At 61.9% G+C, this 18,260-nt stretch carries 13 protein-coding genes; 12 read left to right on the forward strand and 1 reads right to left on the reverse strand.

From position 1 onward, the window contains the following. The first annotated feature begins 106 nt into the window (after window positions 1–106). From AC30D9_RS04600 to AC30D9_RS04655, 12 genes are all read left to right on the forward strand, one after another. Entirely contained in the window at window positions 107–715 is a 609-nt protein-coding gene (locus tag AC30D9_RS04600) for a cysteine dioxygenase family protein (RefSeq protein WP_134924884.1), read from the forward strand. Then, window positions 712–2,295 (forward strand): rhodanese homology domain-containing protein, encoded by a 1,584-nt coding sequence (locus AC30D9_RS04605; RefSeq protein WP_490143541.1) that lies wholly within the window; start codon window positions 712–714, stop codon window positions 2,293–2,295. The genes AC30D9_RS04600 and AC30D9_RS04605 overlap by 4 nt, the downstream gene beginning before the upstream one ends. A gap of 99 nt (window positions 2,296–2,394) precedes the next feature. Next, entirely contained in the window at window positions 2,395–3,348 is a 954-nt protein-coding gene (locus AC30D9_RS04610; protein ID WP_490143542.1) for an ABC transporter substrate-binding protein, read from the forward strand. 12 nt (window positions 3,349–3,360) lie between these two features. Then, window positions 3,361–4,713 (forward strand): LLM class flavin-dependent oxidoreductase, encoded by a 1,353-nt coding sequence (locus AC30D9_RS04615; protein WP_490143543.1) that lies wholly within the window; start codon window positions 3,361–3,363, stop codon window positions 4,711–4,713. Beyond that, window positions 4,710–5,702, forward strand: a complete 993-nt coding sequence (locus tag AC30D9_RS04620) for an ABC transporter substrate-binding protein (RefSeq protein ID WP_307571838.1) — start codon at window positions 4,710–4,712, stop codon at window positions 5,700–5,702. Before AC30D9_RS04615 ends, AC30D9_RS04620 begins: the two co-directional genes overlap by 4 nt. A gap of 58 nt (window positions 5,703–5,760) precedes the next feature. Continuing rightward, complete coding sequence (locus AC30D9_RS04625; RefSeq protein ID WP_249015271.1) at window positions 5,761–6,948, forward strand: acyl-CoA dehydrogenase family protein; 1,188 nt, start codon at window positions 5,761–5,763, stop codon at window positions 6,946–6,948. Next, complete coding sequence (locus AC30D9_RS04630) at window positions 6,945–7,904, forward strand: D-isomer specific 2-hydroxyacid dehydrogenase family protein (protein ID WP_307571837.1); 960 nt, start codon at window positions 6,945–6,947, stop codon at window positions 7,902–7,904. Before AC30D9_RS04625 ends, AC30D9_RS04630 begins: the two co-directional genes overlap by 4 nt. Before the next feature lie 457 nt (window positions 7,905–8,361). Next, on the forward strand, window positions 8,362–10,491 hold the full coding sequence (locus AC30D9_RS04635) for a TonB-dependent receptor (RefSeq protein WP_109753355.1): 2,130 nt from the start codon (window positions 8,362–8,364) through the stop codon (window positions 10,489–10,491). A gap of 34 nt (window positions 10,492–10,525) precedes the next feature. Next, entirely contained in the window at window positions 10,526–12,100 is a 1,575-nt protein-coding gene (locus tag AC30D9_RS04640; protein WP_490143544.1) for a flavin monoamine oxidase family protein, read from the forward strand. A gap of 24 nt (window positions 12,101–12,124) precedes the next feature. Further along, window positions 12,125–12,622, forward strand: a complete 498-nt coding sequence (locus tag AC30D9_RS04645) for a RidA family protein (protein ID WP_490143545.1) — start codon at window positions 12,125–12,127, stop codon at window positions 12,620–12,622. Window positions 12,623–12,658: 36 nt separating this feature from the next. Continuing rightward, window positions 12,659–15,142, forward strand: a complete 2,484-nt coding sequence (locus AC30D9_RS04650; protein WP_490143546.1) for a TonB-dependent receptor plug domain-containing protein — start codon at window positions 12,659–12,661, stop codon at window positions 15,140–15,142. A 110-nt stretch (window positions 15,143–15,252) separates the two neighbouring features. Next, window positions 15,253–16,230 carry an aliphatic sulfonate ABC transporter substrate-binding protein gene (locus AC30D9_RS04655; protein WP_490143547.1) on the forward strand — a complete coding sequence of 326 codons (978 nt, stop codon included), beginning with the start codon at window positions 15,253–15,255 and terminating at the stop codon, window positions 16,228–16,230. 9 nt (window positions 16,231–16,239) lie between these two features. On the opposite strand, the gene AC30D9_RS04660 is transcribed toward AC30D9_RS04655, so the two are convergent. Further along, window positions 16,240–18,231, reverse strand: coding sequence for a sigma-54 interaction domain-containing protein (locus AC30D9_RS04660; RefSeq protein WP_232199751.1), 1,992 nt, complete (start codon window positions 18,229–18,231; stop codon window positions 16,240–16,242). Window positions 18,232–18,260 lie beyond the last annotated feature (29 nt).

Raw genomic sequence — 18,260 nt, forward strand, 5'->3', positions numbered from 1 at the left:
TAAATTCTTTTCAGCTATAACCTAATCATAAAAAAATAGCATATTAAGAAAAATCATTATGCTTAAATCCTGATATCGAATTTTCACCACGACGATGGAATCCGCCATGACCCAGGCCCGACACCCGGAGAGACTCAGAGCATTCATAGGCGCCCTGGCAGAGCTGATCGACGGCAATCCCCGCGAGGGTGATCTGCTGCATCGCGGCGGCAAGTTGCTTGCACAACTGGTCAGCCATGACGACTGGCTGCCCGAAGCGTTCGCCAAGCCAGACCCAGAGCGCTATCAGCAATACCTGCTGCACGCCGATTCGCGACAGCGTTTCAGTGTCGTCAGTTTTGTCTGGGGGCCAGGGCAACGCACGCCGATCCATGACCACCGGGTCTGGGGCCTGATCGGCATGTTGCGCGGCGCAGAGCATTCACAAGGCTTTGCCCGCCATCCCGATGGCAGCCTGGCACCCGAGGGGTCGCCGATTCAGCTGGTGCCCGGCCAGGTCGAAGCCGTCTCTCCCCGGATCGGCGACATCCATCAGGTCAGCAACGCCTTCGACGACCAGGTGTCCATCAGCATCCATGTCTATGGCGCCAACATCGGCGCCGTACGCCGCGCGGTGTACCAGCCCGACGGCAGCGAGAAACTGTTCATCTCCGGTTATTCCAACGCCTTCCTCCCCAATATCTGGGACCTGTCCAAAGAGAGCCAAGCCCTATGAGCACCGTACCTACCCGCTCCTACTCGCAGATTCGCCAGGCGTTGCTGAACAGTGAAGAGCTGGCCCTCATCGATGTGCGCGAAGAGGCCCCCTTCGCCCAGGGCCATCCATTGTTCGCAGCCAACATTACCCTGTCGAAGCTGGAACTCGAGGTCTACTCGCGCATCCCGAGGCGCGACACCCCGGTGACGGTCTACGACAATGGTGAAGGCCTGGCCGACATTGCGCTCCAGCGCCTGCAAGGCCTGGGTTACGTCAATGTAAGCGTGCTCGAAGGCGGCCTGGAAGGCTGGCGCAAGGCCGGCGGCGAGCTGTTCATCGACGTCAATGTGCCGAGCAAGGCCTTTGGTGAACTGGTGGAAAGCCAGCGCCATACACCGTCCCTGGCGGCGGAAGAGGTCAAGGCGCTGCTCGACAACGAGGCCGACGTGGTGGTGCTCGATGCCCGGCGCTTCGACGAATACCAGACCATGAGCATTCCCGGCGGCATCAGTGTACCGGGGGCGGAACTGGTGCTGCGTGCCCGGGCGCTGGCTCCGGATCCGTCAACCCGAATCATCGTCAACTGCGCCGGGCGCACCCGCAGCATCATCGGCACTCAGTCACTGATCAATGCGGGCATCGCCAACCCGGTGTCCGCCCTGCGCAACGGCACCATCGGCTGGACCCTGGCCGGCCAAACGCTGGAGCACGGCCAGTCGCGTCGATTCGCCGACAGTGGCGAGGAACATCGAGACATTGCCGCCGGCGATGCTCGCCGAGTTGCCGACAAGGCGCTGGTGGGTCGTGCCACCCTTGCCGACTTGCACCGCTGGCAACAGGAGCCGACACGCAGCACCTACCTGTTCGACGTACGCACCCCGGAGGAATTCGAGGCCGGTCACCTGCCCGCTTCCCGCTCCACCCCCGGCGGGCAACTGGTGCAGGAAACCGATCACTTCGCCAGTGTTCGCGGCGCGCGCCTGGTACTGGTCGATGACGACGGCGTACGGGCCAATATGACCGGCTCCTGGCTCGCGCAATTGGGTTGGGACGTGTACGTACTGGATGATTTGCAACCCGCGCACTTCAGTGAACAGGGCTCGTGGAAAGCTCCCGTTCCTGTGCCGCCACAGGCCGAGGAGATCAGCCCTGACACCCTTGCCCAGTGGCTGGCCGAGGGTGACACGGTGGTGCTGGATTTCACCAGCAGCGCCAATTACGTCAAGCGCCACATCCCGGGCGCCTGGTGGGTATTGCGCGCGCAACTGAGCGAAGCCTTGAGCAAGGTGTCGCCCGCTCAACGCTACGTCCTGACCTGCGGCAGCAGCCAGTTGGCACGACTGGCGGTCGCCGAGGTCGAGGACATTACCGGCAAAGCCGTTTTCCTGCTGCGCGACGGCACCGCTGCCTGGATTGCTGCGCAATTGCCGCTGGAACATGGCGAAACCCGCCTCGCCTCGCCGCGCATCGATCGTTACCGCCGGCCTTACGAGGGCACCGACAGCCCACGGGAAGCCATGCAGGCGTACCTGGATTGGGAGTATGGCCTCGTCGCCCAACTGGCCCGCGACGGCACCCATGGTTTTTACGTCATCTGAATGCACAGGGGGGCGCAATGATCGCCCCCTTCTACACCAGCCGACCCCTTCTCCAGGCGGAGGCGACTGAACGCAACACTTTTAGCCTGGAGCCCCGCGATGCGCCTGACCCTGCCCCTGCTGTTAATCACCCTTGCCTTTGGCTCGGTCCACGCCGCCGATTTGCAACCGCTGCGAGTCGCCAATCAGAAATCCACCATCAAGGCCCTGCTGGAAGTGTCCGGCGAGCTCAAGGACGTGCCTTACGATATCCAGTTTTCCGAGTTCCCCGCCGCCGCGCCACTGGGCGAGGCGCTGAATGCCGGTGCCGTGGATATCGGCGCCCTGGGCGATGCTCCCTACGTGTTCGCCCTGGGCGCCGGAGCGTCGCTCAAGGTCGTCAGCATCATCCACGCCGAAGGACGCAACACGACTGCCATTCTTGTTCCCAAGGACTCCCCTATCAAGGCTGTCGCCGATCTCAAGGGCAAGCGCATCGTCACCACACGAGGCTCCATCGGGCACTACTTGGCTATCAAGGCCCTGCGCAGCGCAGGCCTGAGTACCGCAGACGTGGAGTTCGTTTTCCTGCTGCCCAGCGAATCCCGGCTGGTGCTGGATAACGGCACCGCGGACGCCTGGTCGACCTGGGACCCCTTCACCACCGTCGTCACCGCGCAAAGCCAGGCCAAGGTCCTGGTCAGCGGCAGCAACCTGCTGAGCAATCATCTCTATCTCGCCGCCACCAGCCAGGCCATCGCCGATAAACGCCAGCAATTGGACGACTTTGTCGCCCGGGTCGACCGAGCCTATCGCTGGAGCAACGACCACCCCAACGAGTATGCCGCTGCGCAGGCCAAAATCACTGGCTTGCCCCTGGAGGTGCACCTGGCGGTAGCCAACGCGACCCACATGCAGCCGGTGGTCATTGACGACGCGGTAGTCAGTGGCCTGCAGACAACCGCTGACATTTATCAGGAGGAAGGCCTGCTGACTCGACACATCGATGTCTCCCAGGGCTTCGACAAGAGCTTCAACACCCTGCGTGCCCCCCTCACCCAGGCTTCGCGCTAAAGGAGCAGAACCATGAGCAAACAACGCCCACTCAAACTCGGAGCAATGGTCCACGGCGTCGGCCACGGCTGGGGCGAATGGCGCCATCCGCAGGCACAACCCAACGCCAGTACCGACTTCGGTTTCTACAAGCAACAGACACTCCTGGCCGAAGGCGCCAAGTTCGATTTCGTGTTCATCGCCGACAGCCTGCACATCCATGAAAAATCCAGTCCGCACTACCTCAACCGCTTCGAGCCGCTGACCATCCTCTCGGCCCTGGCGGCGCTGACATCCAACATCGGCCTGGTGGCCACCGTCACCGTCAGCTACACGGAGCCCTACCAGGTGGCGCGCCAGTTCTCCTCGCTGGACCATATCAGCGGCGGGCGCGCCGGCTGGAACGTGGTGACGTCGTGGCTCAGCGGTACCGCGGATAATTTCGGCAAGAGCGAGCACCCGCCCCATGCCGTGCGCTACCGGATCGCCAAGGAACACGTGGCGGTGGTCAAGGGGCTGTGGGATTCCTGGGAAGACGACGCTTTCACCTACGACAAAAAAACCGGCGAGTTCTTCGCCCCCGGCAAGCTGCACGCGCTGGAGCACAAGGGCGAATTTTTCTCGGTGAAGGGCCCGCTCAACATCGCCCGCTCCCGGCAAGGTCAACCGGTGATTTTCCAGGCTGGTACTTCCGAGGACGGGCGTAACTTCGCCGCCGAGAATTCCGATGCGATTTTCGTCGGTGCCGAAAATTTCGAAGAAGCGCGCGCCTATTACCAGGACCTCAAACGCCGCGCCAACAGCTTTGGTCGCGATGCGGCACAACTGTCGATCCTGCCCGGAATCCGTCCGATCGTGGGTCGCGATGAAGCCGAAGTCGAAGACCGCTACCAGCAAGCGGTGTCACTGGTGAGCATCGAAGACGCAATCGTCGCCCTCGGCCGCCCCTTCAATGACCATGATTTCAGCCAATACCCGTTGGACGCCCCGTTTCCCGACCTGGGCGACCTGGGTGCCAACAGCCAGAAAGGCGGCTCGGAGCGGATCAAACAGCTGGCCCGCGACGAAGGCCTGACCTTGCGCGAAGTCGCCCTGCGCTTCTCCCAGCCACGGCGCGATTTTGTCGGCACCCCCGAACAGGTGGCCGACGCCATTCAAGCCTGGTTCGAGAAGGGCGCAGCCGACGGCTTCATCATCAATTCCCTGCTGCCGGACGGGCTGCAATATTTCACTGAACTGGTCGTGCCGATCCTGCAGCAACGTGGTTTGTTTCGCAGCGAATACAGCGGCAATACCCTGCGGGACAACCTGGGCTTACCGGTGCCCACCAATCGCTATGCACCGACGGCCCGAGCGAATGATGCAACCCGCGAGGCCGTGGCATGAAACAGATCAATCGTCGCGACTTCCTCACGGCCAGTTCCTTCACCCTGGGCGCGCTGGGGCTGTCCTCGCTGGGCCTCGCCCCGCGAGTTTTCGCGCAAGGCAAGAGCCTTGCGGACCTGACCCTGGAGGTCGCCACCTACCGTGGACAGGACTCTTACTTCGTCGAAGACGCCGGCACCGGCAACACACCCTACAAAGTCGCATATTCCGAGTTCGCCGGCGGCAACCTGATCGTCGAAGCGCTGGCCTCCGGTAGTCTGGATGTCGGTGGCATGAGCGAAATCCCGCCGATCTTTTCCATCCAGAGCCATCGCCAACCCCGCCTGATCGCCGTCTTGCAAAGTGACGTGAACAACCAGGTATTCCTCATCCCCAAGGATTCGCCTATCGAATCGATCGGACAGTTGCGCGGCAAGCGGGTCGGCTATGTGCGCTCGACCACCTCCCACTATTTCCTGATCAAGGCCCTGAAGGAACAAGGCCTGACCATGAACGACATCACCGCGGTGGCGCTCACGCCCCAGGACGGTTTCAGCGCATTCCAGAGTGGCCAGCTGGATGCCTGGGTGATCTATGGCGTGTTCATCCAACTGGCGAAGTTCCGCAGTGGCGCCCGGGTACTCAAGACCGCCTTGGGCTACCTGTCCGGCAACTACCTGATCGCCGCACGACCCGCAGCCCTGGAAGACCCGCTACGCAAGCAGGCGATCCAGGACTACATCCAGCGCCAGGCACGCACCTGGGAGTGGATCAACACTAATCCCGAACCTTGGGCGACCAAGTCGGCGCAATTGCTGGGCGTCGACAAAGCAGTGTTCCTCGACATGTACAACAACCGTAGCCAGCCCACGAAAATCATTGAAGTGAACGACCAGGCCATCGCCTCGCAACAGGAAGTCGCCGATCTGTTCTTCGCTGCCGGCGTGTTGAACGAACGGCTCGACGTGAGTCCGCTGTGGGACCGCAACTTCCGCCTGCTGCCACTGTGAGCCCTCTCGCCACGGCAGTTATAGCTGGCTCTTACCTTTTTGATCGAGTGAGCCCGCCATGAGTCTTTCTTCCCTACGTCCACCCTTGTTGCAATCGGTTAATGTCGCCGACTTCGACACAGTGCTCGAACGCCTCAGTCAACAATTGGCCGCGACCGCCCACGTCTATGACGAGAGCGGCGACTTCCCCCAGGACAACTTCAAGCTGCTGCACGAGCACGGCCTGCTGGCCCTGACGGTGCCGAAGGCGCTCGGCGGTGGCGGCGCCAGCCTGGTGCAGGCGCGCAAGGTCATCGCTGCGGTCGCCAAGGGCGAACCCTCCACGGCCTTGATCCTGGTGATGCAATATCTCCAGCACTCACGCCTGCAAGACAGCCGGACCTGGCCCGAAGCATTGCGCTTGCGCGTCGCCCAGGATGCCGTGCGCGACGGCGCGTTGATCAATGCCTTGCGCGTCGAGCCTGACCTGGGCACGCCGGCCCGTGGCGGTCTGCCGGCGACTGTCGCCAGGCGCACCTCGGAAGGCTGGCGAATCAGCGGCCGCAAGATCTACTCCACCGGCAGCCATGGCCTGACATGGTTCAACGTCTGGGCCCGCAGCACCGATGAAGATCCACTGGTGGGCGCCTGGCTGGTCCACCGGGATACCCCAGGCATCAGCATCATCGAGGACTGGGACCACTTGGGTATGCGCGCCACCTGCAGCCACGAAGTGCTGTTCGACAACGTGCTGGTGCCGCTGGATCACGCGGTCAGCGTCAGCCCCTGGAGCGCGCCACAGCCCGAACTCGATAGCGACGGCTTCCTGTGGATGGCGGTGTTGCTCGCGGCGGTCTACGACGGCGTCGCGCAAGCCGCCCGTGACTGGTTCGTGGGCTGGCTGGAACAGCGCAAGCCGTCCAACCTCGGCGCCACGCTGTCGACCCTGCCGCGCTTCCAGGAAACCGTCGGGCACATCGACACCTTGCTGTTCGCCAACCGCAGCCTGCTCGATGCGGCCGCCGAAGGGCGCACCCCCGCCCACCACGCCGCGCAATTGAAGTACCTGGTGACAGGCAACGCGATCCGTGCGGTCGAGCTCGCCATCGAAGCCTCCGGCAACCCGGGTCTGTCGCGGCACAATCCGCTGCAACGGCATTACCGCGACGTACTGTGCAGTCGCATCCACACCCCGCAAAACGATGCCGTGCTGCAGGGCGTCGGCAAAGCGGTGTTCGCTCAACGTCAGAAAAAGGACCTCCCATGAGCACCCTCGTGATCGCCAGCCAATTGGATGAAGACTTCAACCAGGTGATTCGCCAGCGCCTCGCGCTCACACACCCTGGCACCGAGGTCCTCGAGGTACCGGCCGGCGTCCCCAGTGACCTCCCGGCCACCGCCAGCGTGTTGCTGGCACGCCCCATCAATGTGCGCGGCTACCTGGCGCCGGACACGCCGCCTCCGGGTTGGCCTTACGGTTTGAAATGGGTCCAGGTGGTGTCTTCGGGGATCGACTTCTACCCCAGGTGGCTGTTCGACGGCCCTTTGGTGAGTACGTCCCGGGGCAGCGCCGCCGAAAACATCGCCGAATTCGCCCTGGCGGCGATCTTCGCGGCAGCCAAGCGCCTGCCGGACATCTGGGTGCACGATGCGCAATGGAATTTCACCGCCCTGACGCCTCTCAAGGGCAGTACGTTGGGGATCCTGGGTTTTGGTGCGATTGGCCGTAGCCTGGCGACCAAGGCCCACGCCCTGGGCATCAATGTGCTGGCGCTGCGTCAGAGCCAGACTCCCTTCGAAATCGAGGGAGTCGAGGCCGCGCGGGATATCCATGAGCTGTTTTCCCGAGCCGATCACCTCGTGCTGGCCGCGCCACTGACCGAGGCAACACGACATATCGTCAACAGCACGGTGCTCGCCAGCGCCAAGCCGGGCCTGCACCTGATCAACATCGCCCGTGGCGGTTTGCTTGACCAGGAGGCGTTGCTTGCAGCCCTGGACAGCGGACTCATTGGCCTGGCTTCTCTGGATGTCACCGAGCCCGAACCACTGCCCGACGGCCACCCGCTCTACACCCATCCCGGGGTACGTCTGTCACCCCACACTTCAGCGATCTCCAGCAGCATTCGCTACGAAATCGCTGACAGCTTCCTGGCCAACCTCGAGCGTTTCCTGGCCGGACTGGCGCCAGAGAATCTGGCGAACGTACAGCGCGGGTACTGACCCCGGGCAATCCTGGCGGGAGACGTACATCCCATGTGGGAGCGAGCCTGCTCGCGATAGCGGTCGTTCAGTTTGTATCAATGCTGAATGTGCCAACGCCATCGCGAGCAGGCTCGCTCCCACTGGATTTGGGTGCATCCGCATCGCCACAACATCAGAATTACGCATTTTAATAACAATATTGATGTCAATTTTTTATAATTAACTTATAACAAATCGGACTTTTACAGCGCCCTATTATATAAATATTGTTACAACCATCACCGACCCCTGACCAGGTGGAGGCTTTCGGAACTGCACGTTTTTCCGGCCGACACCACTCCACGGTCAATTGCCACACCCAAAACCTGAACCGGCCCAAGCCACCTCCGCCATGACTTTCAAGCCATGACTGCGGCAACGCTTTGCCCAAAAAAAATGAAACACCAACGCCACACCTACGCACCTGGGGCTCACCATGCACGACATCACCAAAAACCGTCTGACGCTGGCCGTATCGCTGACCTTGCTCGGGTTGTCAGCGCACGCCGAAGAAAACACCAAGGATGGTGCCCTCCCCGTTGTCACCGTTACAGCAGAACACCGCAGCGAGGACTTGCAAAAAGCCCCGCTGGCGATCTCCGCGTTCGACGAAAACGCCTTGGAAGACAAGCAGATCAAGAGCATCCGCGATCTCTCCGGGCAAGTGCCCAACCTGACCCTCAGCCGCCAGTCGATCTCCTACAGCGCGCAGACCTACGGGATTCGTGGTATCGGCGAAACCGACCCGATCCAGGAAGCCGCCGTGGCGGTCTACGCCGATGACCTGTACATCCCACGGGCGATTTCCTCGATGCTCGACTTCAACGATGTCGAACGCGTCGAGGTCCTGCGCGGCCCCCAGGGTACGCTTTACGGGCGCAACAGCAGCGCCGGCGCGATCCGCGTGATCACCCGTGACCCGACCCAGGAAACCCGGGGGTTCTTCGAACTCGGCGCCGGCAACTACAACGCCCAGAACGCTCGCCTGCTGATCAGTGGCCCACTGGTGGACAACACCTTGTTCGGCAGCTTCTCGGCGATTCGCCTGAGCCGCGACGGCACCGTGTCCAATCCCACCCGCGGTAAGGATGTGAACAATGTCGACCTGCAGTCCTACCGCGGCAAGCTGCGCTTCAATCCCATTGATTCGCCCTGGGACGTGCAACTGACCCTGGCCGGAACCTTCGACCGTGGCGATACGACCAGCTACACCCCATTCGATGCCGACGGGCACTTCGACAAGTTCAAGAGCTACAGCAGCCTCAATCCGAAAAACCGTCTCGACCAGGGCAGCTCGGTACTGCGGGCGATCTACGCCATCGACGACCATCTGAACTTCAAATCGGTCACCGCCTATTCCGCGTTCAACCAACCGGTGGACTATGACAACTCGGGCCAGGCCGCCCTGATTCAGAACAGCCTGATCACCTACAAGCAGGACTACGCCACCCAAGAGTTCCAGCTCAACGGCGATTACGACGATTTCAGTTTCAGCACCGGCCTGTACCTGTATCGGGAAAAGTTCGATGCCGAACGCGACAGCCTGACCTACTCGATCGCGCGCAACCGGGTGATCGGCCAGGGTCAATACAGCACGACCAATACCGAAAGCTATGCGTTGTATGGTCAGGGCAGTTACAAAGTCACGCAGCAACTGTCGCTGATCGCGGGGCTACGCTTCACTCGCGAACACAAGAACTTCGACTACACCAACTACGCCGTCACCACCGACCGCCAGATCACCGGCACCAACTTCACCGCCGACTCGAGCAAATCCTGGCAGTCCACCAGCCCGAAACTCGGCTTCGAATACGCCTGGACACCTCACCTCAACCAGTACGCCTATGTCGCCAAAGGCTTCAAGGCCGGCGGCTACGACAACCGCGCGCCAACCCAGGCTGCCGCCGAGCAGGCGTTCTCCCCTGAAGACGTGACCACTTGGGAAACCGGCTTCAAAGGCGACTTCTTCAACCGCCGCCTGCGCGCCAACCTTGCGCTGTTCTACAACGACTACAAGGACCTGCAGACCAACGCCTACGACCCGGCGCTGGGGGTCAGCCTGCGGACCAACGTCGGCCAGGCGCACACCTACGGCGTCGAACTGGAAACCCTCAGCGCGCTGACCAACGACCTGCAACTGACCTTCAATCTCGGCTACCTGCAAAGCCAGTACGACGATTTCGAAAACGCCAGCGGCGCCGGGGTCGATGCCAATGGCAAGCAACTGGTGTACTCGCCGCGCTGGAACACCAGTGTCGGTCTCAACTACACCATCCCGGCCGGATTGCCCGGCACCTGGCTGGCCGGCACCGATGCGCAGTTCCAGACAAAATCCTACGCCAACGCGTTGAACGACGACGTCCAGGAAATTCCCCAGCAGACCTTCTGGAACGCCAACACCCGCTACATCTCCGGCGACGGCCACTGGACCACCACGCTGTCAGTGAAAAACCTGCTCGACCGCGCATACCCGCAGGCAGTCGGCTACGTGCCCTCCAGTGGCGCCCGCTACTACTCGATCAACGATCCGCGAACCCTCTTGCTGACTGTGCGCTACGACCTCTGACCCCCTGATCGGCAACCATGCCAAGGAGCACTTCATGGCTTTCACTCGCAGGCAAATGATTTCCCGCATTGCCGCCGTCGGTGGTTATTCCGCCGCCCTCGGCGCCCTCGGTGCGCTAGGCCTGAAACCTCAGGCCGTGGCGGCGAGTTTCACCCCGCTACAGCTGGGCAACAGTGGCAAGGGCAAACACGTGGTGGTGGTCGGCGCCGGCATTTCCGGCCTGGTCAGCGCCTACGAACTGCGCAAGGCCGGCTTCACCGTGACGATTCTCGAAGCCCGTGAACGGGTTGGCGGACGCAACTGGACCTTGCGGCGTGGCACCAAGGTCGATTTCGACGACGGCATCAGCCAGACCGTGGAGTTCGATGACGGGCAGTTTTTCAACGCCGGCCCGGCGCGCATCCCCAGCCATCACCAGACGATCCTCGGCTACTGCCGCGAACTGGGCGTCGAACTGCAAGTGCTGGTCAACAGCAGCCGTAATGCGCTGGCCTTGCCGGACGCCCGACAGCCGGCGTTCCAGCTGCGCCAGGCAGTCAACGACACTCGAGGACAATTGTCCGAACTGCTGGCGCGCACCGTCAGCCGCAAGGCCCTGGACCAGGACCTGAGTGCCGACGACCGTCAGGCGCTGCTGAACTTCCTGAAGGTCTATGGCGACCTCAACACCGACTTCAAATACAAGGGGTCGGTGCGCTCGGGCTATACCCGCATCCCCGGTGCAGGCGATCAAACCGGCCTTACCCGCACACCGCTGGAGTTGCAGACACTGCTCAATCCCAAGCTCTGGGGGGCATTGGTGTTCGATGAAATCCCCGAGTTTTCCTCGACCATGTTCCAGCCGGTCGGCGGTATGGATCGGATCCCTTTCGCGTTTTACGAGAAGCTCAAGGACGCGATTCGGTTCCATGCCGAAGTCAGTGACATCCAGACCGCAGAGCTTGGCAGCCGCATCACCTATCGGGATCGCCAGACCGGCAAGACTCAGACCCTGAGCGCCGACTACGCCATCGTCACCGTGCCCCTGCCGCTGCTGGCCAGGCTACCGAGCAACTTCAGCACGCCCTTCAAGCAAGCGATCCTCAGCGCGCAAAGCGACCAGGCGAACAAAGTGGCCTGGCAGTCGCCGCGATTCTGGGAGACCGACTTCAACATCTTCGGCGGGCTGTCTTACCTGGATCATGAGGTCAAGGGGCTGTGGTATCCCAGCGATCGCCTGAACAGTGACCAGGGCATCCTGGTCGCGGCCTACAACACCAGCGAAGCCGCCCAGTCCTTCGCCAGGAAGCCCCTCGCCGAACAGTTCGCCTCTTCCCGGCAAGCCGTCGAACTGCTGCATCCCGGCCACAGCGCCAAGCTGCAGAAACCGGTGGCCATCAACTGGTCCAAGGTGCCGTTCAGCAAAGGCCCGTGGATCGTCAACGACGAAGTCGGCGAGCAGGCCTACCAGATCCTCAACCAACCCCAAGGCCGCACCTACCTGGCCAGCGACGCCCTCGCCCATGGCGGTGTCGGTATCTGGCAGAACACCGCCGCTGATTCAGCGCGGCGCATCGTCTCTCTGATCGGCCGCCATGCCGAGCGCCAGCAACCGGGCGTTGCCGCCTGATTCATTTCGATAAAGGACTGACCGATGAAAACCATGACCTTGCTCACAGGACTTCTCATGAATGCCACCGCCTTCACCAGCCACGCCGACGAGATCAAGCGTATCGCCCTGCCTAACTCCAATTTTCCAATCTCCCTGGCAGTATCGGTGCCCGCACAAACTGACTTGCTGTTCGTCAGCGGCCTGCTCGCTGACCTGCACGACCCGCAAGCGCCGAAAGACTCTTTTGCCGCCTACGGCGATACCGCGACCCAGACCACCTCGATCCTCAACAAACTCAAGGGCGTACTGCAAAGCCAGGGCCTGGACCTGGGGGATGTGGTGCAACTGCGGGTGTTCCTGGTGGGCGATCCAGCCAAGGGCGGCAAGCTCGATTTCGCCGGGCTACAGGAAGGCTATACGCCGTTCTTCGGCAGCGTCGAACAGCCGAACAAACCCGCGCGCACCGCCGTCCAGGTGGTCGCCTTGCCGCTACCCGGCGGCCTGGTGGAAATCGAAGCCGTCGCCGCTCGCAAGAAGTGACACGGACCTCAGCCGACATTCAGGAGCTTCACGCTTATGTTCAACTGCCAAACGCGCCGGGCCACGCCCTATCGTCCGTTACTGCTGCCGCTGTCGATTGCCTGCGGCCTCGCTTCATTCAACCTTGAGGCCGCCGAAAACGGCTCGCCAACTCTCGACACCGTGGTGGTCACTGGTAACCGTGGCGCCACCGAGCGCACGGTAACCACCAGCCCGACGCCCATCGATGTGGTGACGGGTGAACAATTGCGCGCCGTGGGCAAACCGAGCCTGCTGGAGGCGCTGAGCAAGTTCATCCCGTCCTTCAACCTGCCCGACCGCGCCGGCTGGGATGCCAGCGGCGTGGTGCGCTCGGCCACCCTGCGCGGGCTGACCGCGTCTCATGTGCTGGTGCTGGTCAACGGCAAGCGCCGGCACACCAGCGCCACGTTGAACATCAACGGCATCAATAGCGGCGCAGCCCCCAGCGACCTCGACCTGATCCCGGTGGCGTCCATCGATCACATCGAGGTGTTGCGCGACGGCGCGGCGGCACAGTACGGCTCTGATGCCATTTCCGGGGTGATCAATATCATCCTCAAGCAGACCACGGGAGGCAGCTCCGACACCACCCTCGGCCAGGGCTACGACGGTAAACGCGGGACTGCCCAGGAGGCGCTCAATTATGGTTTCCAGATCGGTGAAGCCGGGGTGCTCAATGTCTCGTTCGACACCCGCTATCAAGAGCGTGACAACAAGGCCGGCAGCAACGGCTACACCTCCCATTACTACCCGCAGGCCGACGGCTCGCCCGACCCGCGTGAGGCCGATGCCAGCCATCACACGTACAAAGGCTACGGGCTGCCGCGCAGCCAACTGGCCGATGTCGGCTACAACCTCGATCTGCCGCTGAACGACACCGTCACGCTCTACTCGTTCTCCACATTGGCCACCCGGGAGAACAACGACGGGCAGAATTTCCGCCTGCCCAATGGCCGTAACACCATTACCACCGGACCCAACGGCTACCCCGACGGCTACAGCCCCTATTGGCTGGTCAACGAAACCGACTTCCAATCGGCATTCGGCGCCAAGGGCGAGGACTTCGGCGGCTGGGCGTGGGACCTGAGCAGCACGTACGGGCGCAACTACGCCAAGCAACGCACCTACAACAACCAGAACCCGTCGCTGGGGGAAAACACGCCGAACAAGTTCACCTCCGGCATCTACATCGCCGATCAGTTGACCAGCAACCTCGACCTGAAAAACAGCTACGAAATCGGCCTGGCTAAACCCCTGGACGTGGCCTTCGGTTTCGAGCACCGACGTGAAAGCTACGAAACCCGCGCCGGCTCCGAGGCCTCCTACATCGATGGCGGCTATGTGTTCCCGGTCGGCCATCCACGGGCCGGCGAACGCCCCGATCCCGGAGCCCAGGTCACCAACGGCATTACCCCCGAAGACGCGCAGAAAGTCAGCCGCAACAGCGTTGCCAGCTACATCGACCTGGGCTTTTACCCCGTCGAGCAGTGGTACCTCGGCGTTGCCGCACGCTACGAGCACTACAACGAAGGCGTTGGCGGCACCCGCAGTGGCAAGCTCAGCACCCGCTACGAATTCAACCCGATGTTCTCGGTACGCGGCACCATCAGTAACGGTTTTCGCGCACCGTCACTGGCCAATCAGATCTTCACCGCGCGCTCGACCGGTTTCGACACCATCAACGGTGTCTATCAGTCGTACAACTACGTGATTCTGCCGGTGGATTCGGCCGGCGCCCAGGCGCTCGGAGCTGAGTCGTTGAAACCCGAACGCTCGACCAACTTCAGCCTTGGTTTCGCCCTGACACCCAGCGAAGACCTGAGCCTGACCGTGGACGGCTACGTCATCAACCTGCGCGACCGTCTGGTGCTCAGCGAGCGTTTTCAGGGACCGGGCGTCGCCGCCCTGCTCGACAGCATTGGCGTGCCAGCCACCGCCGGTGCGCAGTACTTCACCAACGGCGCCAACACCCGGACGTCCGGGGTCGATGTGGTGGGTAATTATCGGCAGAACCTGGACCGTTACGGCTCAGTGAGGTGGACCGCGGCCCTGAACTACAACCACACGAAAATCCTCAGCGTCAACGACACCCCTTCGCAGTTGAGCGCCCTGGGCGACTTCCAGTTGCTCGGCCGCCAGTCCCGAGCACTGATTACCAAGACTTCCCCCAGCAGCAAGATGATTTTCTCTGCCGACTGGGCGATCGACGACTTCGACGTCAACCTGCGCCTGACCCGTTATGGCACCTACACCGAGGTCAACAGCTCGAGCGATCCGAGCCTGGATCGCGAGTATTCGGCCAAATGGATCACCGACCTCGACGTGGCTTATGCAATCGACAAACAACTGACCGTGGCCGTCGGCGCGCAGAACCTGTTCGACAAATACCCCGACCATATCGGTGTCAGCAACTCTTCGTTCGGCGATAACTGGGGCAGCTATTCGCCCTTCGGCTTCACCGGCGGTTACTACTACACCCGTCTGCAATACGCGTTTTGATACCGGCAAAGCCGCCTAAGCTAATACTCAAAAAGTATTTATAAATTGGTTTTTAGAACAATAAGCTTCATCAAGCGGTTACCCATTCCTTAGCCAATATCGAGCATGCCATGTCAAAACTCATCAAGCATTCCGGGGCGCTATTGCGCCGCCCCGCCCTGGCCAGCCTGGTCGCGGTGCTGGTCTTGTCGACTCTCGCCCTGCCGGCCCAGGCACGAGAAACCCTGCGTATCGGCTATCAGAAATCATCGACCCTGATCACGCTGCTGAAAACCCAAGGCAAGCTGGACAAAGCCCTCGCCGAGGCGAATATCGACGTGAGCTGGCACGAGTTCCCCAGTGGCCTGCCACTGCTGGAGGCGTTGAATGTCGGCAATGTCGATGTCAGCGCCGATGTGGCCGATACCGTGCCGATTTTTGCCCAGGCCGCCCAGGCCAGGCTGACTTACTTTGCCCAAGAAGCCCCCTCACCTTCAGCCCAAGCCATCGTCGTGCGCCAGGATTCGCCGTTGCGGCAGTTGGCGGACTTGAAAGGCAAGAAAGTCGCCGTCACCAAGGCGGCCGGCGCCCATTATTTGCTGATCGCGGCACTGGACAAGGCCGGCCTGAAGTTCTCCGACATACAACCGGCGTACCTGTCCCCCGCCGATGGCCGGGCGACGTTCGAAAATCAGAAGGTTGACGCCTGGGTCACCTGGGAACCCTTTCTCAGCGGCGTGCAGCGTCAACTGCCGACGCGGACCCTGGCCGACGGCAGCGGCCTGGCCAGCTACAAGCGCTACTACCTGACCGGCACTGCTTACGCAAAAGCACATCCTGACGTGCTCAAACTCGTTTACGAGCAACTGCAGGAAGCCGGGACCTGGGTCAAGAACCATCCTCGAGACGCGGCCCAGGTCCTGGGGCCGTTGTGGGGCAACCTCGACGTGGAGACAGTCGAGGCCGCCAACACCCATCGCAGTTATCAGGTACAGCCGGTGACAGCCGATCAGTTGAGTGAACAGCAGAAAATTGCCAACGCCTTTTTTGCCGCAGGTTTGCTACCCAACGCGGTAAATGCCCAGGATGTCGAAATCTGGAGGCCGTGAGGCCTCCTGCTAGACACGGAACGCATCGACCTTGAGTCCAAACCGACTCATTTTGTTGTACAGCCCGCCACGCGACACATTCAACCGCTGAGCTGCCAGACGGATGTTTCCGCGGGTTTCGGTGAGGGCGGCGATGATTGCATTCATTTCATGGGTGCCAAGGTCGGGGGCCATCCGAGGCTCAGGGGTACTTCCCCACGTCGAGGGTCGCCCTCGCTGCCTGATTTCCAGCGCAAGATCGTTCGGTTGGATCAGTTCGCTCATCGCCAGATTGGTCGCCCGCTCAATGACGTTTTCCAGCTCGCGAACGTTACCCGGCCAGTGATAAGCGCTAAGGATATCCAACGCCGCCGGGGAAAGGTCGTGCATGGTCTTGCGGAGCGACCGGGCACAACGTGCGAGAAAATGCCGCGCCAGCAACGGCACGTCCTCGCGACGCATCCGCAGGGGCGGCACCGTCAGGTTCAGCACGTTGAGCCGGTAGTAAAGATCCTCACGAAAGGCCCCCTCGGCCACCGCCTGACTCAGATTGCGGTGAGTGGCGGCGATGATACGAACGTTGACCCGCAGCGATTTTTTCGCCCCTACTCGCGTCACCTCACCCTCCTGCAGGACGCGCAGCAAGCTGACCTGTGCATCAAAGGACATGTCACCGATTTCGTCGAGGAAGATCGTCCCGCCATCGGCCAATTCGAACTTGCCTGCCGAGCCACCGCGAGCCGATCCGGTGAAAGCGCCTTCGACATGACCGAACAGTTCGCTCTGCACCAGGTCACGGGGAATGGCTCCGCAGTTGACTGCCACAAAAGGACCACCACAACGGTCGCTGGCATTATGGATCGCCTGGGCGAACAGTTCCTTGCCCGTGCCGCTCTCGCCGAGGATCAGCGTGGTCGAATCACTGCGACTGGCAATCCGGGCCAGATGCATTGCATCCTCAATCGCCTGTGAGCGGCCCTGGATGGTTTCAAAGGTGTAGCTGGCCTGGGTGCCAATGATCCGCCGGGTGATTTCCCGGATGCGGCGGTTCTCGCGCAGCGAAACAATCCGCCCGCCCTGCTCCAGCGGGCAGACCGACACCAGGCACGCCAGATGGCTGCGGTCGTGCAGTTCAAAGGTGCAATCCAGGTCCCGCACGCCCTCCCCGCTGGCAAGCAGGACGGCCTCGGTCAATTCGCTCTGCCCCAGGCTCTTGAACGGCTTGCCGAGCAGGTCATGGCCCACGCGGAACAATTGTCGGGCGTAATGGTTGAGCGCCTTGATGCAGCCCTGTTCATCCAATACCACCAAGCCCTCGTTGAGCACCTCGAGGACTGTTTGCTGCTCTTGCAGCAAGGCTTGCAGCGCCATCTGCCTCGAGACCGCCTCGGCCGCGGCCTGGACAGTGCCCAGCGTATGGAAATGAAACCAGCCTGGCTCCGCCGTCAGGGTCAACATACCCAGCGTCCGGCCGTGGGCATCCCGGATTGGCGCGGCGGCGCAATGCATGCGGCGCTGGCGCAGGCCAAGCCCGAAGTTCTCCTCGGCCAGCACATAGACCAAACGGTCTTCGACGATCGCCAGCCCGGTGCAATTGGTGCCTTGGACCGACTCCAGCAGTCGACTGCCTATGGGGGTGAGGTCCAGGCCACAGAAATGCAAAGTCGTGCCTTCGGCATCGGTCAGGTTGATATGGCCCCGGGGGTTATAGGCGAGCAAACCGCGCATGACCTGCGCCGCAGCGGCGATCAGCACCCGGTTGGCGGCCAGTGTCGCGGTCAGGTCGGCGGGCGCGACAAAACGGTACTCGCCATCTTCCGGATCGAGGCCGGCATGGACGCTGCGCAACCAGGACTGCCAAATCACCCGCCTGACTCCGACAGGGCGATCGATAGCTCCCTGCAAGCACGCTCGCCAGGCCTCATCCAGCACGGTGCTTGGCCCTTCGTTCAACGACGCAGGGCCGAGCGTGGTGAGGTAATCGCGGTCTTCTTCGCTCAATGCCGCCGGTTGCTCATTCATTATTATCCGACCACGTGTTTATATTTTTG

This window comes from Pseudomonas sp. DF11, from assembly GCF_058148565.1.